The following is a 26,951-nucleotide window of genomic DNA, read 5'->3' on the forward strand; positions in this document are numbered from 1 at the left end:
AAACAAAGTGACGCTGGTTTTAAACGCTACACTGGCATTCATAAAGCCACCTTTTATGACATGCTTGAGGCCATGCAAGAGCATGAAGCATCTAAAACCAAATCAGGCAGACCAAGCTTGCTCAGTCTTAAGGAGCAGATACTACTAGCCCTGACTTATTGGCGTGAATACCGCACGCTTTATCATATCAGTATGGACTTTGGTATTCATGAGTCTTCTGCTAGTCGTATCATCCGTAAAGTAGAAGACACACTGATTGACTCTGGCAAGTTTGAATTGCCCAAAAAGCTGCCTAGTCGTGTCGATGAGGACATCAATTGGTCAGTCGTCATTGTCGATGCCACCGAAACCCCAATTGAGCGTCCAAAAAAAACCAAAGCGACTACTATAGCGGTAAGAAAAAACAACACACCTTGAAAGCGCAGGTTATCGTCCATTGGCAAACCGGTTTGATACTTGATGTGCAAACCTGTAAAGGGTCAATCCACGATTTTAAGCTCTATAAAGATACTTGTCCTGATTGGCTTCCTGACAATGCTAAATTACTAGCAGATAGTGGTTATTAAGGGTTAGCAAAGCTACATAAGCAAACCTTCACCCCTTTTAAAAAGCCACGTGGTGGTCAGTTACTGGAGATATGCAAACAGGCCAATCACTATCTGGCAAAGTTCCGTATTGTGGTTGAGCATAAAATAGGCTTAATCAAGTTGTTCAAAATCGTGGCTCATAAATATCGTAACCGTCGTCAGCGCTATGATCTTAGAATGAAGCTGTTTGCTGGTATCATTAATTTCGAGCTAAACCTATGACTTTTGCAAGAGGTCTAATCGATAACCAAAAATACTTAATTCTATTTTTTCAAACGCTTTTTTAATAAATGATCAAATATAAACGGACCAAATGGTAAAAACGAGCCAAGCACACCTGCAGGCATTGCCCATAGCGGCATTTTTATTTTACTCGTTGCAATCAACAGCATCAAAATATAGGCGATAAATAATCCCCCATGCGCCATACCGACATATTTCACTGCTTCAGGAATACCTAACATGTATTTTAGTGGCATGGCGATACCAAGCAATAATAAAAAAGACGTGCCTTCTAAGTAACCCATGATGGTCAGGTTTTTGAGGGCAGAGTTTTGCCCTTTTGTTAGGGTAGGCAAAGTAGATGGCTGAGCTTGCGACACGTTTTATTCCTTTTACAATCATCAATAAATCTTTAATTTCAATTCTAACCGCGCGGATGATGCTCGGCATGCAACTTCTGCAATCTCGCCGTCGCCACATGAGTATAAATCTGTGTGGTTGATAAATCACTGTGCCCCAGTAATAACTGCACGCTACGCAGGTCTGCGCCATGATTGAGTAAATGGGTGGCGAAAGCATGGCGTAGGGTATGCGGTGATAGCTCTTTATCTATGCTGGCAACTTTGGCGTATTTCTTTAATAGATACCAAAAGTTCTGCCGTGTCATATAGCCGCCTTGCGCGGTCAAAAACACCGCTTGGCAATTACCAGATTTCAAATGCGCAATCAAATCGCCACGAGCGTGCGTTAGATAATCTTCTAGCGCATCTGCTGCATATTCGCCGAGTGGCACTAAGCGGGTTTTATTGCCTTTACCGGTAATTTGTAGCCAACCAGCGTTTAGATTGACTTGCTCAAGCGACAGATTAATCAGCTCGCTGACGCGCAGACCACAAGCATAGAGCACCTCTAACATGGCTTTATCACGTAGACCGAGCGCCGTGCTGCTATCAGGTGCCGCCAATAGGTTATCGACATCTGCCTCGCTCAAATCCTTTGGCAGTGGACGACCTAATTTGGGGCTTTTGATACGCTCGCACGGATTGTCCTCACGCAAATTACTAGCAATCATCCAAAGGTAGAACTGGCGCAAGCTTGACAGCGTACGTGCTTGCGTGCGCGGCGTTTTGCCCTCGATGGTAAGGGTTGATAAACAGTGCAGCACGTCTTCAGGCTGCCATTTCGTCAGCGCGATAGGATTGGTCAGCTCGCAAGAACGTAAATCGCGCACATAAGCATTACGCGTCCGCGTTGCTAAACCGCGGGCGAGCATTGCTTGCCGAAACTCGGTGATGTAAGCTGGCTCGTCATCGACGGCTAGCGCTTTAGGTTGGCGCTGTTGGACGGCGCGGTCGCGGCTCATAATTTGATACTCAATGATTAATTATCAATTATTAAAGATTAGGCAGGTTCTAAGCACCATAATGAAGTAATCTCGCTACTCCTCGCTGCAAATAGTGGATCAGACTCATCTTGGCTGCGACTATGCTTAGGTTTGGTATTGAGGCGGTATTTTACTTTCAAACCACTATCAGCAAACCAGCCTAATAATTCCTCACGAGTGCGTAATTGTAAATGCTCAGCCAAATCCGACAGAATCAACCAGACTTCTCCTTGCTTAGCTAAATGAGATTTCGCGCCCTGCAAAACCCCACGCAGCATTTTGCTATTGGCATCATAAACGGCATACTCTAACGGCGAGCTTGGCTTAGCGGGTAGCCAAGGCGGATTACAGACAATTAAATTAGCGAGTGGCGCATCCGTTGAATATAAATCCACCTGTTGCAACTGTACATTAGCTAATTCTAATCGCGTAAAATTTTCGCTGGCGCAGGTTAAAGCTCGCGGATTTAAGTCGGTGGCAATTACTTGTTTGACACCGCGCTGCGCTAAGATAATAGCCAGCAAGCCAGTGCCCGTACCAATATCATAGGCGACATCATGAATTTTTGGCAATGGTGCATCGAGCAATAGCTGCACATACTCATGGCGGGTTGGCGCAAAAACGCCATAATGCGGGAAAATCGATAAACCTAAACTTTCAATTGGGACGCCTTTTTCGCGCCACTGAGCTGCGCCAAGCGCCCCTTGCAAATCACGAAACGACAGTACACATGACTCTTTCAGCTCGCCAAAAGCAGCTATACAAGCTGCACTGACATCAGGGGCGCGGCGTAATTGGCTGACATAATTGGCATCAAGTTCTAATAGCAAGCGGCTTAAGATACGCGCACGCTGCGCTTGGATTTGGCGCTGCTGATGAAATAAGTTGGGAATGTCTTTGGATAACTCTGAAGATTCAACTGCAGTTTTATTAGACCTAGCAGACTGATTCGCTGCTTTTTTTATTTTACGCTGCTCAGAGCGCTCATTGGTACGCTCGATACGTCGGTTGAGCGCTTGTAGCAATTGCTTGGCATTATGAAAGTCACCGCGCCACAGTAATGAAGTGCCTTCGCAAGCCAAACGGTAAGCCTCATCTGCGGTCGTTTTATCATCAATCAATACAATACGGGCAGGCGGCATATGATTGCTTTCCGACAACCAGCGGGCTTGATGTAAGGTTTCGTTTCCGTCTTTGTTTTCCTGCCACTGCACATACTGCTTTTGGGTTGCTAACACGCTATCTACCTTTAATTTGTGAATGATATGTTTCGTACAAAGCAAAGATATCTTGATGCTATTACTGCTGTTACTTTATTAATGTACTGACGTTCTTAGTGCTCTTAGGTTACTAATGCTCTAGGGTCAATCAAATACATTTAAGCATTCTTTTTCTTGACCAAATAACGATAAAGCGTGGCGCTGATAGGCGCGTTATTATCGTCAGCAACCGTGATTTCATCCGGATCGACATTTAAAGGTACATTTTCAGCAAGCGTTTCTTGCTGCACAAGCTCATGGCCCAAATGACGGCAAAAATTAGGAATATCGCGAGTGGTTGCAGGGTCAGTGGCGAGTATCTCAATCACCGCACCGGCTTCGGCTTTACGAATGATTCGATGCAGCATCATCACTGGCTCAGGGCAAATCAGCCCTTGAGTATCTAGATGATGTTGAATCGTGCTATCAGATATTGAAGTTGTCATAGTCGTCGTTTTAAATTATTAAAAGGTTAAGTTTTTTTGCTATCTATTGCTTAGCATTATTTTCTGTTCAGCTGTTTTACGCTTCTTCAGCGATTTCGGCTTCTTCTTCAGTTTCTAAAAAATTAAAAAAGCGCTTAAAGCTAACTTTGAATAAAAACGCCACCCCAAGCCAACAAGATAATCCTAACCAAGCAGTATCGGCAAATAATAGCCCGCCAAGTAATATAACCGTCGATACGCCAATACTCATAGCAATCATCGATGGCTGATTTAAGCGATAACGATAAATAACCAACGCATCGTAAATGGTAATGGGAATCGTGAGCGCCACCAAAGCGTAGGGCAAGTTATAGAAGAGTTGATAAAGCAGCTGATTGTCATGAAAGGCTTTGATACTGGCAATGGTGCCAAAGACCATAAAGGCGAGAATAGCGGCATAAATAAGATAAATCGCTATTTGGTTTGCTCGCTGAGCGCCTTTGATACGCGCAATCGCGAGCGGTGCAAAGCCACGTTGCGACTTGTTTTGCAAAGATTGGTCTGAGACAGTGGTCATATTAATCAGTCATTTATTCGTTTAGATGATATAGCAAAGAGGCGCGGTATATTAGCAATGGACTTACTGCTATCTTAATCCGCTTTAATCGCGTCGATGGCGATACTGCTACTGGGATCAGCAAAGTAAGTCGACATCAGGATACAGGCGGAGATATCATCAATCGGGTCGCGCTCGTTTTTAATCCAGCCATTTTCCCACGCAATTTCGCGTGCTGCGACTGAGGTCAGGCGCTCATCGCAAAGACTCACCACCACTGGCAGATGCTGCTCCATAACTCTATGGGCTAAGCGTCGGGCAAATTTGTGCGCCCGCTTGGACAGCATTGAGCTACTACCATCCATATTCAGTGGCAATCCGACCACCACTTTTGCCACGCCCCAAACCTTGATAATACCGAGCAGATTATCCCAATCAGGCTGACCGTTATTCATCGCCAAGATATCAAAGGCGCGCGCAGTTTCGGTAATGGTATTACCTAATGCCATGCCCATCTTTTTAACGCCATAATCAAGTGCCAAAATAAGATGCGGCTTAATCGCTGGTTCGACAGCTGTCGTATCTGTTATAAGCGTGCTATCTACCATAATCAGGGGTGTTTCCTATTTCTGTCTTCATTAAGCAAATGCTGCTAAGTATATAGCATTCAATATATAACACTAGGCATGACCAATATCGCTGCTTAGATAGTCAAAATTAACGCCAATCTTATCGGCAGCGATTTGCCAACGTTCTTCAAATGGCGTATCAAACAATAAGTTTAAATCAGCAGGGCAGACGAGCCAGTCGCCGTTATTGAGCTCTTGGTCGAGCTGTTTTTTACCCCAACTGGCATGACCTAAGCACAGCTGATAATGGCCAACACCTTGACCGGCGGCGATACGTTTTAGGATATCTTGACTGGTAGTGATACAGACGTTTTCTGATATTGCAAAAGACGATGCCCATTCTGGCTGACCCGTATGCAGGACAAAGCCGACTTCTGGGTACATAGGACCACCTTCTAGCGCCACATCTTCCATCACTTGCGGATTAGTGACTTCAATGTCTAAATCCTCTAACAGTTTGCCCACGCGTGACTGCTCTAATGGCCGATTGACCATCAGACCGAGCGCCCCGTGTTTATCGTGACGACAGATATAAATCAGCGCCTGCTCAAACCGTGGGTCTGACAGCTCGGGTGCCGCGATTAAGAAATGATGGGTCAAATTGGCTTTGGACATAGCAAAAAACGCAACCTAATGTAAATGGTAAAATAACAGAGATGACACACCACTATATGGCGATACTGAGTAAAAAATCAACCAAAGCAAATATTTAGCGCTTATTCGACGTTAACGGTGCACCGTAGATGTTTATTTAACATCGGTCAATAAACTACGGGCATGGTCACGGGTGACATCAGTAATGGTCACACCGCCAGACATACGTGCCAGCTCATCGACTTGCGCACTATCGGTCAATATTAACAGCTCGCTTTCGGTTTGTTCATCATGATGTTTTTGTACCAAGATATGTTGATGTGCTTGCGCCGCGACTTGTGCTTGGTGGGTAATGGCAAGCAGCTGCTGCGTCTGCCCAAGCGCGCGTAGTAACTCACCGACCACTTGCGCGGTGCCGCCACTGATGCCAACATCGACTTCATCAAAGACGAGCATTGGTTTGGCGGCATTATTATCAGCATTGGTCGCTTGCAATACTTGCATCACCAGTGCCATCCGTGACAGCTCACCGCCTGAAGCAATCTTATGTAGCGGCTGCATCGGCATACCGACGTTGGCGCTAAATAATAAATCGATATCATAGCAGCCTTGCGCACTATATTGGCTGGTATCGGCCCTTTTGGTAAAGACAAACTCGCAGCGGGCGTTGGGCAGGGCAAGTGGTTGTAATTGCTTGATCAGCTGCTTACTGACAATCGGCGCCGCTTTTGAGCGCTCTTTATTTAACTGCGTTGCGAGCGTGAGATAATCTTGCCAGGCTTGCTCGATTTGCGCCGCCATCGCATCGCTGCTTGGCTCGTTTTCTAATTGTGCTAATTGTGCTGCCCAACCTTTTGCTTCATCGATTAAATCATTTGCTGGCAAGCCATGCTTACGTGACAAACGATGCCCGAGACTGATTAAGCTATCAAGTGTTTGCAAGCGCTCAGGGTCAGGTAGCTGTTGCTCCGCATAATCCGATAACAAACCTGTGACCTCAGTGATTTGCTGCTGGGCTAAATGCAACTGTTCGGAAGCCTGCTCAAAGGTTTGACTGACGCCCATTTGGTTGTCACAAAGCTTAATCGCTTGCCCGAGCAAGGTCATTACATCTGGCTCGTCGGTATCATTATCGAGTAGGTGCAAGCCGTGACTGGCCTCTTGCATTAATGCCTCGATATTAGATAACTCTTCGTGCTCCGCTTCAACTTCTGCATAATCAACGGCGAGTAGTGGCTCAATGTCGGCAAGCTGGCTTTGCAACAACTGCATACGGTCTTGGCGCTGGGCTTCGCGGCTTGCGATATCAGCAGCTCGGCGTTTAAGCTGCTGATAAGCTTGATAGCTGCTGGCCGTTTGTTCTGCAAGTGGCGTGATTTGTGCCATCTCGTCCAGCCATTGCACCACAAACTGCGGCTTTAGCAAGGCTTGCTGGGCATGTTGACTATGAATATTAACCAGTAAGGCGCCCAAACTTTTAAGCTCCGCCAAGCTGACCGGCGTGCCATTTAACCACGCTTTTGAGCGCCCTGTATTACTAAGCTGACGACGAATCAAGACTTCAGGTTCTTCTAAAGGTCGGTCGTTTTTGGCAAACCATTCGGCAACGACGTCATTATTTTCCACATCAAACTGGGCATAAATATCGGCGTGCGCAGCCCCGTGTCTGACCATCGCACTGTCGGCGCGCTCGCCTGCACATAAAGATAGCGCATCCAATAATAATGACTTGCCAGCACCCGTCTCACCGGTGATGACATTGAAGCCTTCAGCCACACTCAGCTCATGCTGAGCAATCAATGCAAACTGATGTAAAGTTAATGATACGAGCATCAACGCCTCTCATGGCAGACAATGAACTTCACCAATTATGCTGATAATTCATGTCTAAAATAGGTAAATAAGGAAATAAATGGCTTTGGTTAATGGTGCTAATGAGATAAAGGGGATTGGCAAATATTATGGTGGCAAAAGACAGTAAATACAAATTTTAAAGGTAATCAAAGTTGGTTGTTCATTTAATAATAAAGCAAACTTTCCTAGTCGCTGTAACAAACTTTATAGATATAATGTGGTAGCATAATCTCACATAATGATAAACTCTTACCACCAGATTTTCATACAATCTGTGCTACAAGGTTGGTCTTATAGATAAAAAAATACAGTACTATGACGGTCAAAGTCAGAGGTGCATCACTATTTTAGACAATGTAAGCTCAGCCGGAAGCTATCTTTAGTTGCTAGTGACATTAAGCTGAATATAGTATTAGTCATTAAAAAGAGGTTGTTTAACTGTCATTTAGGCAGTGAATTAATCTCTAGTTTTTCAATTCGGTTTTTCAATTTGGTTTTTTAGTTTGGCAATAATTATTTGATAAGGAAGCCACTATGACAGCGGCGCAATTTACCAATGTAACAGTCAATGCTCAAGCCACGATATCCTACGATGGTCGTTGCTCAAGCCATACCATTATGTTTGAGGACGGTCGCCATAAAACGTTAGGAGTTATTTTGCCTTGCGACAATTTGGTCGAACACTATCACTTTAGCACCAATACCTCTGAACGTATCGAAATCATCAGCGGTGAGTGTGAGGTCAAAATAAACGGTGAAGAAGAATTCAGCTACTACCGCGCAGGACAGTCATTCGTGGTCGAAGGCAATAGTGGCTTTAACTTACGCACAGAAGAAATCGTGCAGTATATCTGTCATTTAGAAGGTTAATGCTATTTAAGCTTGCTTCTATTAAAAGATAAAGCTCTTAAAAATTCATACTATCAAAAGTCAATGCGGATAAGGGTGTTAAAAGACTACTTCTGACACCTAAAACGAAGCGCTTAAAAAGAGATAAATCTTAAATAAGGTTTGTTTCTTTTTTTTTGACGATTTTTTTAATAATAATATTTCGTTTAGCCGCTGATTAGTTGCTACAATTATCGTTATATTTTTCTTCTTTATCGCCGCGCGTGATACCCACTTTATAATCAATAGGCCTATTATGGCAAAACCTAGCTATTTCTATGGCATTCATGCAATTGATGCCTTACTCGAACACCGTCCGCTTGATGGACTCAGCTTATTTGTACAGCAAGGACGTGAGACTGACAGCCACGTACAAGCGATTATGGCGCAAGCACGTGATAATGGCATTAGTATTCAACCGACGCAAAAAGACAAGCTTACGCAACTGTGCGGCAGCCCGCAGCACCAAGGCGTGGTGCTTAATGCGCGTCCATTAGGTTTCGCTGACGAAGGCTTGCTCGATACCATTGCTGGACGTGAGCAGTGTTTATTATTGGTGCTTGATCAAATTACCGATGCGCATAACTTTGGTGCGTGTTTACGTACCGCAGTGGCCATGGGCGTTGATGCGGTCATTTGTCCAAAACACCATGCGGCAAGCTTGACGCCAACCGTTGCTAAAGTATCGGTAGGGGCGGCAGAGATGATGCCTATCGTCAGTGTGACCAACTTAGCACGTACGCTAACCAAGATTAAAAGCGCTGGTGTATTTGTCTTTGGTACTGCCTTAAATGCAGAGGCTAAGCCAATACATGAGGCAGATTTGACGGGCAAAACCGCGATTATTATGGGATCAGAGGGCGAGGGCATGCGTCGCCTGACAACAGAGAGCTGCGATGAGCTGGTTTATATTCCGATGTCAGGCAACGAGCATGGTAACTTACAGAGTTTAAATGTGAGTGTTGCTACCGGTATGGCGCTCTATGAGATTAATCGGCAGCGAACTTTAGCTGCTGGGCAAGCGTAAGATAGTCTTGGTGTAAAGGCTCAAGCTGTACATATAATGCCGCAAGATCGCTCTCGTTGAGTACCACATCATCTGCATGACTATTACGCTCTTCGCGGCTTAGCTGATTGACCATAATGGCTTTAATCTTTTGTACGCTTTGCTCGTCACGCTGGCTGGCACGCGCAAGTTGGGTGTCCTCGGTGGCATCCATTACCAAAATACGGTGGCATAAATTGGCAAGCCCAGCTTCAGCGCCTTCAATGAGCAGCGGCGCTGATAGCACCACGTACGGTGACGTGCTGGCTGCTAGTTGCAGTTTCGCCGCTTCACGTATCGCTGGATGGGTGATTGCTTCAAGCTCAATTAAGGCTTCAGGATGAGTAAAGACATGGGTGCGCACAGCGGCACGATCCATTTCACCATCGGCCTTTAACACCCAATCGCCAAATTTTCTCTTGATTTTGCGTAAAGTGGTACTACCTTTAGCGACAACTTGATGAGCAATCACATCCGCATCAATAATATCAATCCCTTGCTGGGCAAACCAGTCGCTTGCCGCCGACTTGCCGCTGCCGATACCACCGGTTAAACCGATGACCAATGTCTTACTTTTGGCTTGGTGAGGCTGTGGTTGAAAGGAATAAGACGAAGATGAGGCATAATTTGACATAATGATGACTTATTTAACTGATAAAAGAGGGATGACCGTAATACAGCAATAGCCTATTCTAGCAGGTTAAAGCCCCTGTTTTGAGAAATTGCTGCTCTACTTGCCATAGTATGGCGGGTCTACTTGCATAGTATAGATGGCTAAGTATACATTCCTAAGTACCAATTGACGATGTCTGAGCCGTATAGTAAAGCGATGATACCGGCAATCGCGATATAAGGACCAAAGGCAAAAGGACGACTTTCCCCTTGTTTTTTCATTAGAATAAGCCCAACGATTGAACCAAGCAGCGACGACAGTAAAATAATTAACGGCAACATCATAGGGCCAAGCCAAGCACCTAACACCGCCAATAATTTAAAGTCACCTTGTCCCATGCCATGTTTTTTAGTGATGAGATAAAAGACTTTAACCACAACCCATAAAGATAAAAATCCGATTAATAGCCCCCAAATGGACTGAGTAGGGGATACAAACCAGCCTTGAGAGTTTACCGCCAAGCCTAATCCTGCTAATGGAAAAGTCAGGCGGTCAGGCAGTAGCTGCGTATCAAAATCGATACCGGTCAATGCAACCAGCGTCCAGACCAAAATCAGGGCAGATAATCCAGCGACGCTGACGCCAAACTGGTAAATGACCAAGATAGATAGTAGGGCGGACGCCAACTCAACAATAGGATAACGCAGTCCAATAGCGGCTTTACAGTCTGAGCAGCGTCCTCGTAATGTAAGCCAACTTATTAAAGGGATATTCTCATACCACTTTATTTTATGGGCGCAATGAGGACAGCGTGAAGCAGGTGTGCTTAATGTGATAGGGGTATCGGTGGCAACGATATCTGCTAGTGGCTGCGTATCTTCACGCGGCATGTCTGCTTGCTCAGCCATAAACTGGCTACACTCTTGTCGCCAAGCCGCTACCATCATAAGCGGTAACCGATGAATGACGACATTTAGAAAACTGCCGACACAAAGACCGAGTAGACCAAATACGACTAAAGCAAGAGTCATATTTTCTTGTAATAACTGAATAAATTGCATGAAGTCGTTGTCCTTGTAGTAGATTTTAGCCTACCACTGAGCCCATTTGGAAGATTGGTAAGTACATCGCTATTACTAAGCCGCCGACTAACACCCCTAGCACTGCCATAATTAATGGTTCCATTAAGCTGGTCAACCCATCAACCGCGTTATCAACTTCATTTTCATAATAGACCGCTACTTTATCGAGCATCTCTTCTAAGCTACCTGACTCTTCACCGATACCGACCATTTGAATCGCCATACTTGGAAATATATTGGTTGAGCGTATAGCAAACTGTAGTTGCTGACCTGTTGAGACATCGTTTTTGATTTGCTGAATGGCATTATAAAATACCACGTTGTTTGCTGCCCCAGCGGTAGAGTCCAAGGCATCGATAAGTGGGACACCAGCGGCAAAGGTGGTTGATAACGTGCGTGCAAAACGGGCGATAACGGCTTGGTAAGCAATATTACCAAATATTGGCGCCTTTAAAACCGCACGGTCTAAGAAATCACGGAATTTCTTAGACCGTTTTTTGGCCTCTGAAAAGCCAATAATAGCACCGCCAATAACCACGATTAAAATAAACCACCATGCTTGCATCCACTCAGACATCCCTACTACCATTTGGGTAAAAGCGGGTAGCTCGGCACCAAAAGAGCTGAACAAATCAGCAAATACAGGAACTACTTTAACTAGTAGAATAATGGTGACGATAATGGCAACGACAACAACCGCAATCGGATATTTCATTGCTTTTTTAATTTTGGCTTTTAACAGCTCGCTTTTCTCTTTATAGGTCGCAACGCGCTCTAACATGGTCTCAAGTGCACCTGATTGCTCACCAGAGTCGACAAGAGAACAAAACAGATCATCGAAGTAGCGTGGATGCTTACGTAATGCCGAAGCAAAAGTGCCGCCTGCTTCAATATCAGCTTTGATTTGCAGAACCAAGTCTTTCATGCTTGGATTATCAAGGGAGTCGGCGACAATCTCAAAAGACTGGGTCAGCGGCACACCTGCTTTCATCATGGTGGCCAATTGACGGGCAAAAATGGCAATATCAATAGGTTTGATAGACTTTTTAAAGGTATAGAGTGGCTTTGGCTTTTTCTTGATGCCTTTAACCGTAATACCTTGTTTGCGCAAGGTGGCTTTCGCCAGCTCCAAGCTACGACTGGTGGTCTCGCCTTTCACTTTTTGTCCGCGCCGGTTTACCCCATCATAGACAAAGTCTAACAGCATGTCGGTTTTAGCTTTTGCCATGTTACTACCCTCAAAAATTGTCTAATAGAGATACTGCCAGGCTATAAAAAATTGCCAAACTATAAAAAGATACCTGATCTGTATTTTAAATTTGACATACTTTGTTTTAGCTTAAAAAGCCAGTATATATCTGTTTTATATTTAAGTACATCTGTTAGGTAATATTGCTGGTTTATAAAAATGCATGCTTAAAACTATCATTAGTGGCGTTTTTATGTTCGACGATAGTTATTCAGAGGTGACGCGCATCATTTCCTGAATACTGGTCACCCCTTGTAACACCTTTAAAACACCAGAGCGGCGTAAGTCTCTAAAGCCGTTTCTTAGTGCCGCATCTTTAATGTCTATCGCGTTACCATCTTCCATAATAATACGGGAGATATCAGGGCTGACTTTCATCACTTCGTAAATACCAACACGCCCTTTATAACCTTCACGGCATTCGTTACAGCCGACAGGCTCATAAATAATATTGTCTGGATTGTCTAAATCAGCATCGGTAAAGCCCAGTTCAAGCAGGCTTTGACGCGGGATATTGATTGGTTTTTTACAGTTTTTACATAAGCGCCGTGCTAACCGTTGAGCAATCACTAAGTTTACTGACGTTGCGATATTAAATGAGGCAACACCCATATTACGTAAACGGGTTAAAGTTTCAGGTGCAGAGTTTGTATGCAGGGTCGACAGCACCATATGTCCCGTTTGTGCCGCTTTAATCGCAATTTCAGCGGTTTCAAGGTCACGAATCTCACCAACCATAACGATATCAGGATCTTGACGTAAGAATGATTTAAGCGCATTGGCAAAGGTCAAACCCACCTTCGGGTTGACGTTGACCTGATTGATACCTTCAAGGTTAATCTCGACCGGATCTTCGGCAGTAGAAATATTGGTTTCGCCGGTATTTAAAATATTAATACCGGTGTAGAGCGACACGGTTTTACCAGAGCCGGTAGGACCGGTGATAAGAAGCATGCCTTGCGGCTTATGTAAGGCTTCTAAAAACATCTCTTTTTGATCGGGCTCATAACCTAATGCTTCAATACCAAGCATGGCTGATGAAGGATCCAAGATACGTAAAACCAGTTTTTCGCCAAATAAGGTAGGTAAGGAGTTTACCCGGAAGTCGATGGCTTTATCTTTAGAGATTTTAAGCTTAATACGGCCATCCTGCGGTATACGGCGCTCGGAGATGTCCATCTGCGACATCACTTTTAAGCGTGCCGCAATCTTACTCGCCAGTTGTACCGGTGGGCTGGCCATTTTTTGCATCACACCATCGACACGGAAGCGCACTCGAAAGGTTTTCTCGTAGGGTTCAAAATGTAAGTCTGAGGCGCCCATACGAATGGCGTCAACCAGCATTTTATTGACGAACTTTACAACCGGTGCTTCATCGACACCGTCACTAAGCTTGGTTTCACCTTCGTCTTCTTCGCTTTCATCAAATCCAATATTTAAATCGTTATCAGAAAAGCTATCAAAGCTTTGCATGGTATCGGCGTAAAGGTTTTCAATACGCTTTTTTAACTTATCTTCTTCAACGACGACGGTTTCAATAGATAGGCGTGAGTTAAAGGCAATAGCATCGATGGCATCAATACGGGTCGGGTCACTCAATGCCACAAACAAGCGCTGTCCGCGCTTAAAAAGCGGTAAGGCATTAAACTTGCGCACGATTTTTTCATCGACCAAGTCTTTTGGTATGACGTCTGAGCTGAGCGCATCGAGATCAAAAAGAGGGTCGCCAAACGCTTGTGACAACATCTGTGCCAACTGATAAGCATTGGCAAGCTTGTGGTCGACCAAATAAGGCACTAGCCCTATTTGCTGTTGTTGTGACTCCGTTTGCGCGGTTTTCATGTGCGCTTCGCTCACAATACCTTCACTAATCAACTGCTGTGCTAAACCGCCGTATTTACTGGCTGTAATAGACATTAAGACCTCTCTTTGCTTGATATCAAATAGGCTGAATTTTTTAGACTGAATTTTACCGAAACTACATCATTATAATATTTATAGCGCATTCACTTTGAACTCGCACACAACTATTAGCATACCTAGCGTATCGATTTTATTTTAAACCAACTATATGGTTAATAACCAACGATCGACCATGACTTATATAGTTATATCTAATAAGCGAGTGCCAATCAGTTGTATCTAACTTGTTGTAATTATCGCTAGTCAATCATACAGATGATTGATTGTCTTGGTTTTATTTATTATAAATAGAATGATATCTAAATTTACTGCTGTTAAAAGACTTTATATAGGGTATGAGATTGTTAGTCTATAAGAAATAACCACTTAGAAAAAATATAATGTAAGAGTCGGCAAAACATGAGTTTCGATTCTGACCGCACTATACTATAGCACTTGGGAAATATTTGTTATACTTGCGCGCATATGAGCCATATTGGCAGCAATAGATAAGACAAGGTATATAAGTATGCAAGCTTGGGTAATTGGAAATTGGAAGCAGAATCCAGCAACGAGCCATGACGTCAAGGCGCTATTAGACGACTTATTAACTGCCGTTAGCAGCAAAGAGCAATCTGATATCGCTGCCTGTCAATTAATGGTCGCACCAAGTTTTATTCATTTAACAGCTGTCAATGAGCGCCTAAAAGGCAGCTCGGTGTTGTGCGCCGCACAAGATATCAGCGCGCATAGTGCAAGCACAGGCGCTTATACAGGCGATTGTTCAGCGCAGCAAATTGCTGATGCTGGCGCAACATGGACGATATTGGGTCACTCTGAGCGCCGCCAGTACCATCAAGAATCGCATGACTGCTTATTGCAAAAAATGACTCATGCGCTCACGCAAAATTTAGGCGTGATATTTTGTATTGGCGAAACCCAAGCGCAGTACGATGCAATGCAAACACTGGCCGTCATTGATGCGCAATTAGCCGTTATCAAAGACTTGCTTACCCAGCAACCAGAACTTATTGCAGGTTTACCAGCGCGTTTAATAATCGCGTACGAGCCTGTCTGGGCGATTGGCACTGGCAAAGTACCGACCGTGGCAGAGGTGAGTGCAACGCATCAGCATATTAAGCAAACGCTTGCGAGCTTTAATGCTGCATTAGACAACATGACTGTTTTATATGGTGGTAGTGTCAATGCTGACAATGCCGATAGCTTTGCCGCCGATAGCATGATTGATGGTGCATTAGTCGGCGGTGCATCATTAAAAGCAGAAAGCTTTTTAGCTATTGCCGAAGCCTTTAGCCGTGCTATGGCTTAATAAAATCAAATAAAACAGCCGTTTAATAAATACTGAATGGCTACTTTATTCAAAAAATGTCTTTAGCAGTTGGCAAAAGTGGCTTTAACAGTGCCCTTGCAATCGTGTACAATGCGCCTTATTTATATAATCGCTCTGTTTATACAACTGGTTTGGCAATATTAGATGTCAATTGTTAAACGCCACGCATTTTTACTATTAATCCCTACGATTTATTTTTCGTTATCAGTCGTCATTACGCGGCAAAAGAGGCCACCATGTTTACGTTTATATTAGCCCTGCACATTATCGTGGCGATTGCCATGATTGGCTTGATTTTGATACAGCATGGTAAAGGGGCAGATGCTGGGGCTTCTTTTGGTGCTGGTTCATCGGGCACAGTATTTGGCGCCGCAGGGACTGCAAACTTTTTAACGCGTGCGACCGCCGTATTAACCGTGATATTTTTTATCACCAGTATGACGCTTGCTGTCCATGCGCGTAAACAGGCAGAAGACCAGTTCCGTTTAGATGCGCCAGTGTCAGCACCACAAACGCCGCGTCCTTTAACGCAAAATCCTCAGTAGCTGTTTTTAATAGTTATTGATAGTTTATAGTCAGTATTTATTGGCTATCATTATTGACTGTTTATAAGTTAATAATAGCTGATTTTGAATAGAGTGGTTGTTAAGTGGCTTTTGCTGCAGGCAGTACTTGCTATTTTAAGAGGTTAGTTTTACAATGCTTCTCTGTTTTTAGCAGTCTTTAACCTTCGATGCCCTCCTTAAGCATCTGTTATAAAGGGTTAAAGGTGAAAAAAAGCACAGTGAGAAAGATGCGATTGTGGTGGAATTGGTAGACACGCCATCTTGAGGGGGTGGTGGCGCAAGCTGTGGGGGTTCAAGTCCCCCCAATCGCACCAAGCTTTATTTGTACGATGTTTTACTTGAACGGTATAAGATTGGAATTATCGTCGACAATACTTAATTTAGTATTTATTTAAAATAAGTATTGACACTTCTATAAAACCTCCCTATAATACGCGTTCTAGATTGATGCGGGGTGGAGCAGTCTGGTAGCTCGTCGGGCTCATAACCCGAAGGTCGTTGGTTCAAATCCAGCCCCCGCTACCACTTTTTATACTGATGTTTTGTACACTAAATTTGTCAGTAACGATTAGCCCACCATTATGTTTGTGGGTTTTTTTGTATCTGATGGTCGGTGTTATCGCGATATCTATCCTACTTATGCTAAGCTCTATCTCTATAGAGTGCGATGCTATTCGTTACTAACCATCATCTGCCGCGACCGGCGCGATGCTTGGTAAGCATACTATCCTTTATTCCTCACGCTTTTATCGATAGTTCTGCTTTATAAATAATAAAGGCATTGTCTGGTTGAGCTTGATGTTTTTTATGCTCATCCCTATATAAAAGCACGAGTCATAAACGCCTAGCATATAAGGCCACGCACAATAGTGACGTGTTTACGTTTTAAGAATAGAATGATAATCATGGCTGAAGTAATATTCTTGTCTATATAAGACAATGCTTAACAAAGCTTTGATTGATAAAACTCTGATTCATAAGATTTTGATTAATAAAGCGCTGTTAATAAATTTTGAACTTATAAAAGTTCGATGCATAAAATTAAAAACACTTAACTCGCTATGTTCGAGAAGTGAATAGGAAAAGATAAATAGATTATGAAGCTTTCGACAAAAGTTACAGAACTGACCAATATTATTGCTCCTGCCGTCGCGGCTTGTGATGTGGCGCTATGGGGTATTGAGTTTGCGCCTCAAGGCCGTCGCTCATTATTACGCATTTATATTGAGGCATTACCAGAAGAGCAAGCGCAAGATAAACAAGTAACGATTGAGGACTGTGCAGCGGTGAATCATCAAGTAAGCGGTATTCTTGAGGTTCATGATCCGATTGCTGGCGAATATATTTTAGAAGTGTCGTCACCAGGTTTTGACCGTGCCTTTTTCTCAGATGAGCAAATGCATGCCTACGTGGGTCAAACAGTGAGCTTACGTTTGATACAAGCGATTGGCGAAGGCGATAAAAAACGCCGTAAAGCTACCGGTACTTTAGACAGTATCGATGCGACCACGTTAAAACTGACTGCTACCGATGGTGAGCAGTTTGAGATTGCGTTAAGCAATATTGATAAAGCCAACCTGATTTATGAAGATGCTTAATCTTAAAGACTGGTTTTAAAACAGCTTTTCTTAAAATAGCTTCCTTATAAATTGGTATTTTAATCTCCAAGCAGCTTATGGCTGACGGTGAAAATATAGCGTCAACACACTAACGATAAAGTTTAAGTCAATTATAAAACGATAGGACAGGTATAGCATGAGTCGTGAAATCTTAACGGTAGTAGAAACTGTCAGTAATGAAAAGGGCTTAAATCCTGAAGATATCTTTGAAGCAATCGAAGATGCTTTGGTGGTATCCACTAAGAAAAAAGTATATACCGATCAGCCGGAAGTAGAAGTGCGGGTGTCAATCGACCGCGCAACCGGCGATTACGATACTTATCGTTACTGGACAGTGGTTGCAGATGAAGACCATGAGATGCCTGCGTGTCAGCTGGCGATTACCGATCTTGACCAAGATGAATGGTCAATTGGTGATATCAAAGAAGAGCAGATCGAATCGATCGAATTTGGTCGTATTGCTGCCACTCAAGCCAAACAGGTCATCATCCAAAAAATCCGTGAAGCGGAGCGCAATTTAGTAGCAGACGCGTTTGAGCCACGTGTTGGCGAGATGATGTATGGCGAAGTCAAAAAACAGACTCGCGATGGTTATATCATTGATTTAGGTGATAACGCTGAAGGCTATTTATCACGTGATCAGATGCTGCCACGTGAGCAATTACGTGCAAAATCGCGTATCAATGCTATTTTATATCATGTCAACCGTGAAAATCGCGGCGCCCAGTTATTGTTGTCACGTACCCATCCTGAAATGCTCTCAGCCTTAATGCAAAAAGAAGTGCCTGAGATTGCAGAACAAATTATTGAAATTCGCAATGTTGCTCGCTTGCCGGGTACGCGTGCTAAAATAGCTGTGAAGACCAACGATCATCGTATCGATCCCGTTGGTGCTTGTATCGGTATGCGTGGTACACGTATCCAAGCGGTACAGCAAGAGCTTGATGGCGAGCGTATTGATGTGGTGGTATGGTCAGATGATCCCGCCCAATTTATCATCAGCGCTTTAGAGCCAGCTGACGTTAGCAGTATCATCTTAGATGAAGACACTAAAACTGCGGATATTATTTTTAGCACCAATGATCAGTTGGCACGTGCGATTGGCTCACAGGGTCAAAACGTTCGTCTGGCTTCTGAATTAACCGGCTATAAGCTTAATATGATGCTAGAAGAAGAGTATCAGCAGCGTCAAGCAAACGAATCGAAAGCCTTTATTGAATTATTCTATGAGCGCCTAGAAGTCGATAAAGACTTAGCACAAGCGCTTGTCGATATCGGTTTTACCAGCATTGAAGAAGTCGCTTATGTACCTGTCGAAACTTTCTATGATATTGAAGGGTTAGACGACGAAGCGATTGACATGATTCAAGAGCGTGCGAAAGAAGTTGTCATCGCCGATGAATTGGTCAAACAACAGAACATGAAAGAGCCAAGTCAAGAACTACAAGATCTTGAAGGAATGACGGTCAGTTGGGCTTATAAAATGGCGCAAAAAGACATCATTACCGTGGATGACTTGGCAGAACAAGCCGTCTTCGATTTAGAAGATATCGAAGGTTTAGACTCTGAAACCGCAGGAAAACTCATCATGAAAGCTCGGGAATCTTGGTTCAATGAATAAGCGGTAACTGCATATCGCTGTCTTTTAGTGATATGCTATCGATAATAAGGGCTGGTGCGACGTAACATAGTCAAATTCAATACACACCAGCCTTAACCCAATCATTTGTAGCCAACAACTGAATTGAACATATAGCAAATAATAGACAGTAGGTGATAATAAATGGCAGATAAGACCGTCAAAGAACTGGCAGATATGGTAGGCAAAACCGCAAGTGCTGTACAACAGCAACTGGTAGACGCTGGACTGCCTGCTCGTGCAGAGGGTGACCTAGTCACCGAGCTTGAGCAAGAGAAGTTGGTGACGTATTTAAAGCAAAGTCATGGTCAGCAAGAAAAGCGTCGTATTAGTCTTAAATCTAAAACGACTAGCACCGCGCGCGTGACTGGCTCTTCAGGTAAATCTAAGAGCGTCAATGTGGAAGTGCGTAAAAAGAAAGTATTCGAAAAACCTGACCCAGAAAAAATGGCTGAAGAGTTGGCTGCTCGCGAGCAAGCAATGATTGAGGCACAAGAGCGTGCTACTAAGGACGCTGAAGAACGTGCGGCTACTAAGAAAAAAGCTGAAGAACGTCAAGCAGCGACCTTAGCAGCGATGCGTGCAAGCTTGGGCTCTAGCAAAAAGTCAGACGATAAGAATGACGATATCTCAACCTCAGTGGTTGTGAAAAAGGGTGGTAAAACGGCGGTAGAAGTTAAGCCTAAAGACCAACCGAAGAAAAAAGTTGCAGCGACGAAACCAAAAGTCGAAACGGCTGTTGAGCGTAAAGCTCGCGAAGCGCGTGAGAAAGAAGAAGCACGTCTACGTGAAATCGAAACCGAAACACGCCGCGCGCAAGCCGAAGAAGCTCAAAAGCGTACGCTTGAGCAAATGCGCAAAATGGCTGGTAAATATACCGATCAGCCTGCTACTGAAGTTCGTAAAGATGAGCCATTAGCAGAAGGTTTGGTCGGTGACGCTTTAGAAGAGTCATTTGAAAAAGAACGTCGTGAAATCAAACGCGGTACCAGTAGTACTAGTGCCCGTGGTCGTGGTCGTCGTAAAAATCAAGATGAGCGTGAAATTAAAAACCGCAAAAACGGTTTACGTTCAACGCAAGCCTCACAGCATAAGTTTGAAAAGCCGCTCGATAAAATCATTTATGATGTCGAAATCAGTGAACACATTACTGTTTCTGATTTGGCGCAGCGTATGGCGGTTAAAGCTCGCGAAGTGACCAAATTACTCATGAAAATGGGTGAAATTGCTCGCGAAGAAGATACCATTGATCAAGCGACAGCCAGTCTGATCGTTGAAGAAATGGGTCACAACCCAGTACCGGTTAGTGATACGAAAGTTGAAGACGATCTACAAGATGCGGTTGATGAGCGCAGCAGTAACGTACAAACGCGTCCACCAGTTGTTACTATTATGGGTCACGTTGACCATGGTAAGACTTCACTATTAGATAAAATCCGTGAAACTAAGGTTGCCACTGGCGAAGCCGGTGGTATTACCCAGCATATCGGTGCTTATCATGTGAAAACTGGTCGCGGTGTTATTACCTTCCTTGATACCCCGGGTCACGCAGCCTTTAGTGCCATGCGTTCACGCGGTGCCCAAGCGACGGATATCGTTGTAGTTGTGGTCGCTGCTGATGATGGCATGATGCCACAAACTGAAGAAGCGATTGATCATGCGCGCGCTGCTGGTACACCTATCATTGTTGCTATCAACAAGATGGATAAGCCAAGTGCCGATCCTGATCGCGTCCTTAATGAATTGACTGCTAAAGAAGTGGTTTCAGAAGAGTGGGGCGGCGATACTCCAATGGCTCGTATCTCAGCCAAAACAGGCGATGGTATTGATGAGCTATTAGAGCTTATTAGCCTACAAGCTGAACTGATGGAGCTAGAAGCGCCATTAGATGGGGCTGCTCAAGGTGTGGTTATTGAGTCAAGACTTGAAAAAGGTCGCGGTCCGGTTGTTAGTGTCCTTGTCAAAAAAGGTACGCTGAAACAAGGCGACTTAGTATTAGCAGGCGAGCATTACGGTAAAGTTCGTGCGATGACCGATGAACATGGCAAGCGTATTCAATCAGCAGGCCCTTCTATTCCAGTAGAAATCTTAGGATTGCCTGAAACGCCAGCCGCTGGTAGCGAATTCTTAGTCTTAACCGACGAGAAAAAAGCCCGTGAAGTTGCTGACTTTAGAACCAATCGTGAGCGTGAGCGTCAGCTTGAGCGTCAGAATGCCATGCGTCTAGAGAGCATGTTCGATCAGATGGAACAAGGCGATGTGTCATTCTTGAATATCGTACTAAAAACTGATGTTCGTGGTTCACTTGAAGCCTTACTTGCTGCATTAAATGAGCTATCAACTGATGAAGTTAAAGTCAGAGTCATTAGCTCAGGGGTTGGTCCAATCTCTGAGTCTGATGTGACATTAGCAGAATCTAGTGAAGCGGTATTGTTAGGTTTCAACGTCCGTGCAGACGCAACCGCACGCCGTAAAGCTGACGCTGCTAAAATGGATATCCGCTATTATAGTGTTATCTATGGCTTGATTGATGATGTTAAAGCAGCGATGAGCGGTATGCTTGCACCTGAACATCGTGAGAAAATCTTGGGTGTTGCAGACGTTCGTGAAGTGTTCCGCTCTAGTAAATTTGGTGCAGCTGCTGGTTGTATGGTGGTTGAAGGTACTATTTATCGCAACAAACCTATCCGTGTATTGCGTGATGACCAAGTTATCTTTACTGGTCAATTGCAATCATTACGTCGCTATAAAGAAGACGTCAATGAAGTACGTACCGGTATGGAATGTGGTCTGGCCGTTCGTGGTTATGACGTCGAAGCTGGCGATAAAATCGAAGTCTTTGAAATCCAAGAGTTCGAACGTACAATCTAAATTGGTTGCATGATAATAAAGTTATCCAATTGTTCTATGATTTAAATAATAGAGTCAATTGGATAGCTTGTTACTATTCAGCTGTACTTAGGCCTAACAGGTACACCCTGCTAGGCCTTTTTTATCAAAAACTGCGTCTTTTTATAAAAGTTTATTAGCCATAAAGAGCTGTGTTTTTGAACGATAGTTTTTAATCAAAAATCGTATTTTAATCAATAAAAATAAGTCGTATGACCAACAGGGTAATAACATGAACCAACGTTTACAACGCTTAGCAGATCAGATTCAGCGTGAACTTGCTGTCCTTATCCGTGATGCCGTCAATGACCCGCGTTTGACGGGTTTTGTCACTATCTCTAGTGTTAAAGTCAGCCCAGACTTGGGCTACGCTGATATTTATGTCACCATCATGGAGCCTGAGCTCAACGATGCTATGACTAAATCTAACCATGAAGACAGTATTAAAGTCCTTAATAAAGCTGCTGGCTTTTTGCGTACTGAGCTCAGCCACAGTCTAAAAACTCGCACCACGCCGCGTCTACGTTTCCATTATGATGAAGTCACTGCTCGTGGTAACTATATGATGGACTTGATTAGTAAAGCCGTCATTAAAACTGAGCAAAATGAATCTGATGAGCAAGAAATACAAGAGTAAAAGCCATTATGTCGATAGCTGCTACCAAGACCAATAAGATGCCTGATAAGATAAAAGTCAATGGCGTGATTTTAGTGGATAAACCTCAAGGTATGACCTCACAGCAAGTGGTGTCAAAGGTAAAATACCTGTTTAAGTCGCCCAATCATGACAGTAAAAAAGCCGGTCATACGGGGACGCTTGATCCGATGGCAACCGGTTTATTACCTATTTGCCTAGGTGAAGCCACTAAGTTTAGTCACTACCAACTTGATGCCGATAAATCTTATCAAGCAACCATTCTATTGGGTAGCCAGACAGATACGGGTGATGCCGATGGGCATGTTGTCGCTCAAGAAGACATTCCATCATTTGATGCAGCGGGGTTAGAAGAGGTTGCGCAGCAGTTTTTGGGTGCTCAGCAGCAGATTCCACCGATGTATTCGGCGTTAAAAAAAGATGGCAAAAAGCTATATGAGTACGCGCGCGCGGGTATTGAGATTGATCGCCCGCCACGAGATATTGTTATTAAAGCAATCGACTTAACAGAGATAGACGCTAAGCAACTCCAGTTAACGGTCACTTGTTCTAAAGGTACATACGTACGCGTATTAGCAGAAGATATTGCCAAAGCGCTTGGCACCTTAGGACATCTGACCGCTTTACGACGTGTCCAAGTCGGCGACTTTCATATTGACGCTGCGATTGCTTTGGCGGATTTAGAATCGTTGGCTTTAGATGGACGTCAGGCGCATTTATTGCCCGTGGATGCCTGCATCAATCTTGAGGCTGAGCTTGCATTGACCGCTGAACAGTGCGCCCGTGTACAAATGGGTCAGCGCCTAAATGTTATCGAGCAGCTAACCGACGATTTACGAAACTATATTTCAGCTACCGTCGAGCAACAGCATAGCCATGATGAGAATAGCGTTACTCAAAAAAATGGCGATGATGGTAAAGGTGATGATCGTCAAGGTGGTGATAGTCAAGGTAATAGTGAGGCTTTGTTGCCTTATGAAATACCGGTAGATATCCGTCTAGTAAATGAGCAAGGGCAGTTTATTGGCCTAGGCGCGGTAAGTTTAAACGGTCGACTACAACCTAAAAAGCTGATTCAGTTATGATGTAGCTTTTCAAAGCAGCTTAACTGAAACTAGGTAAAGCTTACTAAGAGTTTACACTAATCACATATCGTCACATTTAATTGCAGGTTTCGCCTATAGTGAAACCTGCTTTTTTTGTACCTTAGTTAAGTCAGCTAAGGAAAGCACGACAAGGATATAAAAATAATAGGATGATAAGAATAATTGAATAGTTATTTATTGAAATATAATTATAAAAAGCTGTCTCTATAAAAATAAAAAGACATTAACTAATATAATTTTAGATTTTAAATTAAAGACAATAACTAAAGATGCATATAAAAAATAATAAAATTAACGTATTAATTAAAGCATAACGTATGAATTAAAGCATAAGGATTATTATGAAAACCATTGCCTTTTTATTACACAATAACTTCGAACAAGCAGAATACGAAGAGGTAAATAACCAGCTAAAAGAAAAAGGCTATAAAACCCTTTTAATTACCACCAATAAAGACAAACAAGTCCAAGCGATGCAGCAGGATGTTAATAAAGGCGCTACCTTTACGGCTGATATATTTGCTAAAGATGCCGAAGTTGCTGATTATGATGCGTTAGTGCTACCAGGTGGGACGGTCAATGCCGATACCATACGCGGCAATAAAGAAGCACATACCATTATCAATGCCGTCAACGAGGCTGGTAAGCCCTTAGCGGTAATCTGTCATGCACCTTGGGCGCTGATTAATACTGGTATAGCTAAAGGTAAAACGCTGACCGCCTATCATACATTACAGCTAGATTTAGAAAACGCTGGCGCAACTTTCGTAGATAAAAGCGTGCAAGTAGACGGTAATCTGATTACTTCACGTAATCCAGACGATATCAAAGACTTTGTTGCCGCTATTGATAAGGCATTGTCTTAGTCACGAGAGTTAGCAGCTAGCAGTCAGTGAATTAGCAAGTCATTGCGTCACAGTAAATGCTGTAAATATAAATATAAATTAATTTCTATCATCAATGACAATCATAAAAAGGAAGCTATTATGTCAAACTCTAACCCAAACGATACCAAATTTGAGCAACAACGTTCTGAATCAGCAAAAGCGGCATTAAAAGGTCAAACTGAAGATAATCACACCGAAGATTCAGAAGCCGCTGCCGAGCGTATTGCCGATAATTTAAAAGATGCTAAAGAAGAAAAATAGTGAATTTGCTAATGCTTTAGCGTTAGCAAAGGACTATTACTTTAGTAGCTATATTAGTAACCGTAAATATTAATAACCGTAAATGCTTAGTAAATACAAAGAATAATTATAATTAGGAGTTACTATGATTGATTCAGAAAAACATTTAGATGCACAAGAGCAGAAAATTAAACAGCAGGCGGAAGATATCAATCCTAGTGAGAGTACTAGTCCTGATAGCCTAGCAGAAGCAACGACAGCGCTCCTTGATGACGATGCCCTTGGTGGTACTGCCACGCAAGATGATGTTAAAAAGTAAGCTATGAAAAGTAAGCTATTATAAGTTCATAGCTATCACTGGTAGCCTCTGCATCTTTAAAAGTTAAACTGTAAATCTCCTATAAAAAACTGCTGCTAGTTCAGCAGTTTTTTGTTATAATCGCTGTCATATTTAAATATCGTTTTAGATAGAGCTTATCTTTGCTTGGATAGAAGTCCAAGTTAATGGATGTTTTATCTTATTCTAAGCCGTATTTAAATAAATGTTATCATTGATAAGTTTGTCGTACACTAGGTCAACTCTAGTAATGCAGGGTTGTCCTGAATGACGGTCAAACTATTTTATTTATTATTCTATTGCACCTTGATGCTTAAATGTTAAGTACATCTTGGCGCTTATAGCATTGCCGGAGAGATTTATGCTAACTAATACCGATCGCGAACAAATCATTGCTCAGTACCAACGTGGCGAAAACGACACAGGCTCACCAGAAGTTCAAGTAGCTTTGTTAAGTGCGCGTATTAATGACTTACAAAACCATTTTAAAGCACACAAAGCTGACCATCATAGCCGTCGCGGTCTTATCCGTATGGTTAACACGCGTCGTAAACTACTTGACTACCTAAAAGGTAAAGATCTTGGTCGCTATACCACCCTTATTAGCCAATTAGGTCTACGTCGTTAATTTGGCGACAATAGTACGAGTGGTCGCTAATATAGAATATGCCAGAATGTGGCAAGATTTTAGATTTTTTGCCAAACCATTTGGAACTTGCTTGTTGAACTCGATAAAATAGATTTTTTCTAAAGACGGTGTGGAATAGTTTCACGCCGTTTTTTTATGCTTATTAGGATGGCGCATTGGCTTGCGTGTTGGGCTTAAATACTAAAAGCGTATGCCATACGATGATTGCAGCGTAAAAATGATTTATGAGCAGCTATTGGATGCTCATTATGAGTAAACAGACGGTTTTGTATTTCATTGGTCAATGGTTATAAATCACTGTAAAATAATGCCTTGTGCGTTTTAGAGACATACTGGCGCGCAAATATTTGTATAGCTTACCATTAGCTGATGACTGTTTAGACGGCATGGAAGACAATGTAAGTATTTTACTAAAGATACGCAGCAAACAGTGCCGTATCGGATGCTAAGGTATTTTGATTTGGTAACCCCTTTAATTGTAAGTATAAAAAACCAGACTTGAACAAGACCAGTTTGGCACAAGACCGAATGTAAACAAGCAACATATCAGAAGTACGTGCTCTATTTTAAATAAATTGCAGATGCATCAGATATATAGATGATGAAACCCGCGCTAATTGACGCAGTTTTTAACTGAATCACTGCCAGTTAGTAGCTAAATTAGCGGCTACATCCAAAGAATTTTAAATGACAGATGTCAGCTTGTTATAGCGCTGATATCACT

The 26,951-nt window shown here is 43.1% G+C and carries 26 protein-coding genes, 2 tRNA genes and 1 pseudogene; 17 read left to right on the forward strand and 12 right to left on the reverse strand.

What is annotated here, in order from left to right; translation table 11 throughout:
- Both PG901_RS04945 and PG901_RS04950 read left to right on the forward strand, forming a co-directional pair.
- Positions 1 to 417, forward strand: a 417-nt coding sequence (locus tag PG901_RS04945) for a transposase family protein (RefSeq protein ID WP_271133728.1), incomplete at its 5' end; no start/stop codon positions are given.
- Positions 414 to 809: pseudogene (locus PG901_RS04950) on the forward strand (transposase family protein). The gene PG901_RS04945 and the pseudogene PG901_RS04950, both read left to right, overlap by 4 nt.
- Before the next feature lie 41 nt (positions 810 to 850).
- Here the strand turns inward: PG901_RS04950 and PG901_RS04955 are convergent.
- The 8 genes from PG901_RS04955 to recN form a co-directional block, all read right to left on the reverse strand.
- On the reverse strand, positions 851 to 1,189 hold the full coding sequence (locus PG901_RS04955; protein WP_068407936.1) for a DUF3817 domain-containing protein: 339 nt from the start codon (positions 1,187 to 1,189) through the stop codon (positions 851 to 853).
- Between the two features lie 44 nt (positions 1,190 to 1,233).
- Entirely contained in the window at positions 1,234 to 2,172 is a 939-nt protein-coding gene (gene xerD, locus PG901_RS04960) for a site-specific tyrosine recombinase XerD (RefSeq protein ID WP_068407934.1), read from the reverse strand.
- Between the two features lie 38 nt (positions 2,173 to 2,210).
- The gene (locus tag PG901_RS04965; protein WP_271133729.1) at positions 2,211 to 3,431 is read right to left on the reverse strand and encodes a class I SAM-dependent methyltransferase; all 1,221 of its coding nucleotides are present in this window, start codon (positions 3,429 to 3,431) and stop codon (positions 2,211 to 2,213) included.
- A gap of 140 nt (positions 3,432 to 3,571) precedes the next feature.
- The gene (gene tusA, locus PG901_RS04970) at positions 3,572 to 3,898 is read right to left on the reverse strand and encodes a sulfurtransferase TusA (RefSeq protein ID WP_068033657.1); all 327 of its coding nucleotides are present in this window, start codon (positions 3,896 to 3,898) and stop codon (positions 3,572 to 3,574) included.
- A 76-nt stretch (positions 3,899 to 3,974) separates the two neighbouring features.
- Positions 3,975 to 4,454 (reverse strand): hypothetical protein, encoded by a 480-nt coding sequence (locus tag PG901_RS04975; RefSeq protein WP_271133730.1) that lies wholly within the window; start codon positions 4,452 to 4,454, stop codon positions 3,975 to 3,977.
- A 74-nt stretch (positions 4,455 to 4,528) separates the two neighbouring features.
- The gene (gene ruvX / locus PG901_RS04980; protein WP_201564270.1) at positions 4,529 to 5,041 is read right to left on the reverse strand and encodes a Holliday junction resolvase RuvX; all 513 of its coding nucleotides are present in this window, start codon (positions 5,039 to 5,041) and stop codon (positions 4,529 to 4,531) included.
- A 72-nt stretch (positions 5,042 to 5,113) separates the two neighbouring features.
- A complete protein-coding gene (locus PG901_RS04985; protein WP_201620045.1) occupies positions 5,114 to 5,677 on the reverse strand; it encodes a YqgE/AlgH family protein in 564 nt (187 codons plus the stop codon).
- A gap of 132 nt (positions 5,678 to 5,809) precedes the next feature.
- A complete protein-coding gene (recN, locus tag PG901_RS04990) occupies positions 5,810 to 7,489 on the reverse strand; it encodes a DNA repair protein RecN (protein ID WP_271133731.1) in 1,680 nt (559 codons plus the stop codon).
- A 555-nt stretch (positions 7,490 to 8,044) separates the two neighbouring features.
- Here recN and ppnP point away from each other — a divergent pair.
- The gene (gene ppnP, locus PG901_RS04995; RefSeq protein WP_068407914.1) at positions 8,045 to 8,380 is read left to right on the forward strand and encodes a pyrimidine/purine nucleoside phosphorylase; all 336 of its coding nucleotides are present in this window, start codon (positions 8,045 to 8,047) and stop codon (positions 8,378 to 8,380) included.
- Between the two features lie 274 nt (positions 8,381 to 8,654).
- Positions 8,655 to 9,425, forward strand: a complete 771-nt coding sequence (gene rlmB, locus PG901_RS05000) for a 23S rRNA (guanosine(2251)-2'-O)-methyltransferase RlmB (RefSeq protein ID WP_271133732.1) — start codon at positions 8,655 to 8,657, stop codon at positions 9,423 to 9,425.
- On the opposite strand, the gene coaE is transcribed toward rlmB, so the two are convergent.
- The 4 genes from coaE to pilB form a co-directional block, all read right to left on the reverse strand.
- Positions 9,388 to 10,077 (reverse strand): dephospho-CoA kinase, encoded by a 690-nt coding sequence (gene coaE, locus PG901_RS05005; protein ID WP_271133733.1) that lies wholly within the window; start codon positions 10,075 to 10,077, stop codon positions 9,388 to 9,390. The genes rlmB and coaE overlap by 38 nt on opposite strands.
- Positions 10,078 to 10,217: 140 nt before the next feature.
- On the reverse strand, positions 10,218 to 11,117 hold the full coding sequence (locus tag PG901_RS05010) for a prepilin peptidase (RefSeq protein ID WP_271133734.1): 900 nt from the start codon (positions 11,115 to 11,117) through the stop codon (positions 10,218 to 10,220).
- Between the two features lie 25 nt (positions 11,118 to 11,142).
- The gene (locus tag PG901_RS05015; RefSeq protein WP_271133735.1) at positions 11,143 to 12,366 is read right to left on the reverse strand and encodes a type II secretion system F family protein; all 1,224 of its coding nucleotides are present in this window, start codon (positions 12,364 to 12,366) and stop codon (positions 11,143 to 11,145) included.
- 228 nt (positions 12,367 to 12,594) lie between these two features.
- Positions 12,595 to 14,304, reverse strand: a complete 1,710-nt coding sequence (pilB, locus tag PG901_RS05020) for a type IV-A pilus assembly ATPase PilB (protein WP_271133736.1) — start codon at positions 14,302 to 14,304, stop codon at positions 12,595 to 12,597.
- Between the two features lie 514 nt (positions 14,305 to 14,818).
- Between pilB and tpiA the strand changes: the two genes are divergently transcribed.
- The 13 genes from tpiA (at position 14,819) to rpsO (ending at position 26,206) form a co-directional block, all read left to right on the forward strand.
- A complete protein-coding gene (tpiA, locus tag PG901_RS05025) occupies positions 14,819 to 15,619 on the forward strand; it encodes a triose-phosphate isomerase (protein WP_271133737.1) in 801 nt (266 codons plus the stop codon).
- A 257-nt stretch (positions 15,620 to 15,876) separates the two neighbouring features.
- Positions 15,877 to 16,185 (forward strand): preprotein translocase subunit SecG, encoded by a 309-nt coding sequence (gene secG / locus PG901_RS05030; RefSeq protein ID WP_025652589.1) that lies wholly within the window; start codon positions 15,877 to 15,879, stop codon positions 16,183 to 16,185.
- 250 nt (positions 16,186 to 16,435) lie between these two features.
- Positions 16,436 to 16,520, forward strand: a tRNA-Leu gene (locus tag PG901_RS05035).
- Between the two features lie 134 nt (positions 16,521 to 16,654).
- Positions 16,655 to 16,731, forward strand: a tRNA-Met gene (locus tag PG901_RS05040).
- 572 nt (positions 16,732 to 17,303) lie between these two features.
- Positions 17,304 to 17,804 carry a ribosome maturation factor RimP gene (gene rimP / locus PG901_RS05045; protein ID WP_201564284.1) on the forward strand — a complete coding sequence of 167 codons (501 nt, stop codon included), beginning with the start codon at positions 17,304 to 17,306 and terminating at the stop codon, positions 17,802 to 17,804.
- Between the two features lie 157 nt (positions 17,805 to 17,961).
- Entirely contained in the window at positions 17,962 to 19,446 is a 1,485-nt protein-coding gene (gene nusA, locus PG901_RS05050) for a transcription termination factor NusA (RefSeq protein ID WP_149490341.1), read from the forward strand.
- A gap of 162 nt (positions 19,447 to 19,608) precedes the next feature.
- The gene (infB, locus tag PG901_RS05055; protein WP_201564286.1) at positions 19,609 to 22,335 is read left to right on the forward strand and encodes a translation initiation factor IF-2; all 2,727 of its coding nucleotides are present in this window, start codon (positions 19,609 to 19,611) and stop codon (positions 22,333 to 22,335) included.
- A 250-nt stretch (positions 22,336 to 22,585) separates the two neighbouring features.
- A complete protein-coding gene (locus PG901_RS05060) occupies positions 22,586 to 22,990 on the forward strand; it encodes a ribosome-binding factor A (protein WP_201564288.1) in 405 nt (134 codons plus the stop codon).
- Between the two features lie 8 nt (positions 22,991 to 22,998).
- Positions 22,999 to 24,093 carry a tRNA pseudouridine(55) synthase TruB gene (gene truB, locus PG901_RS05065; RefSeq protein ID WP_271133738.1) on the forward strand — a complete coding sequence of 365 codons (1,095 nt, stop codon included), beginning with the start codon at positions 22,999 to 23,001 and terminating at the stop codon, positions 24,091 to 24,093.
- A gap of 362 nt (positions 24,094 to 24,455) precedes the next feature.
- The gene (locus PG901_RS05070) at positions 24,456 to 24,980 is read left to right on the forward strand and encodes a type 1 glutamine amidotransferase domain-containing protein (RefSeq protein ID WP_271133739.1); all 525 of its coding nucleotides are present in this window, start codon (positions 24,456 to 24,458) and stop codon (positions 24,978 to 24,980) included.
- A gap of 120 nt (positions 24,981 to 25,100) precedes the next feature.
- Positions 25,101 to 25,262, forward strand: coding sequence for a hypothetical protein (locus PG901_RS05075; RefSeq protein ID WP_201564294.1), 162 nt, complete (start codon positions 25,101 to 25,103; stop codon positions 25,260 to 25,262).
- A gap of 124 nt (positions 25,263 to 25,386) precedes the next feature.
- Entirely contained in the window at positions 25,387 to 25,560 is a 174-nt protein-coding gene (locus PG901_RS05080) for a hypothetical protein (protein ID WP_271133740.1), read from the forward strand.
- Between the two features lie 379 nt (positions 25,561 to 25,939).
- Entirely contained in the window at positions 25,940 to 26,206 is a 267-nt protein-coding gene (gene rpsO, locus PG901_RS05085) for a 30S ribosomal protein S15 (protein WP_045443035.1), read from the forward strand.
- Positions 26,207 to 26,951 lie beyond the last annotated feature (745 nt).

It is taken from the genome of Psychrobacter sp. ANT_H3 (genome assembly GCF_027919975.1).
Classification (GTDB): Bacteria; Pseudomonadota; Gammaproteobacteria; order Pseudomonadales; family Moraxellaceae; genus Psychrobacter; species Psychrobacter maritimus.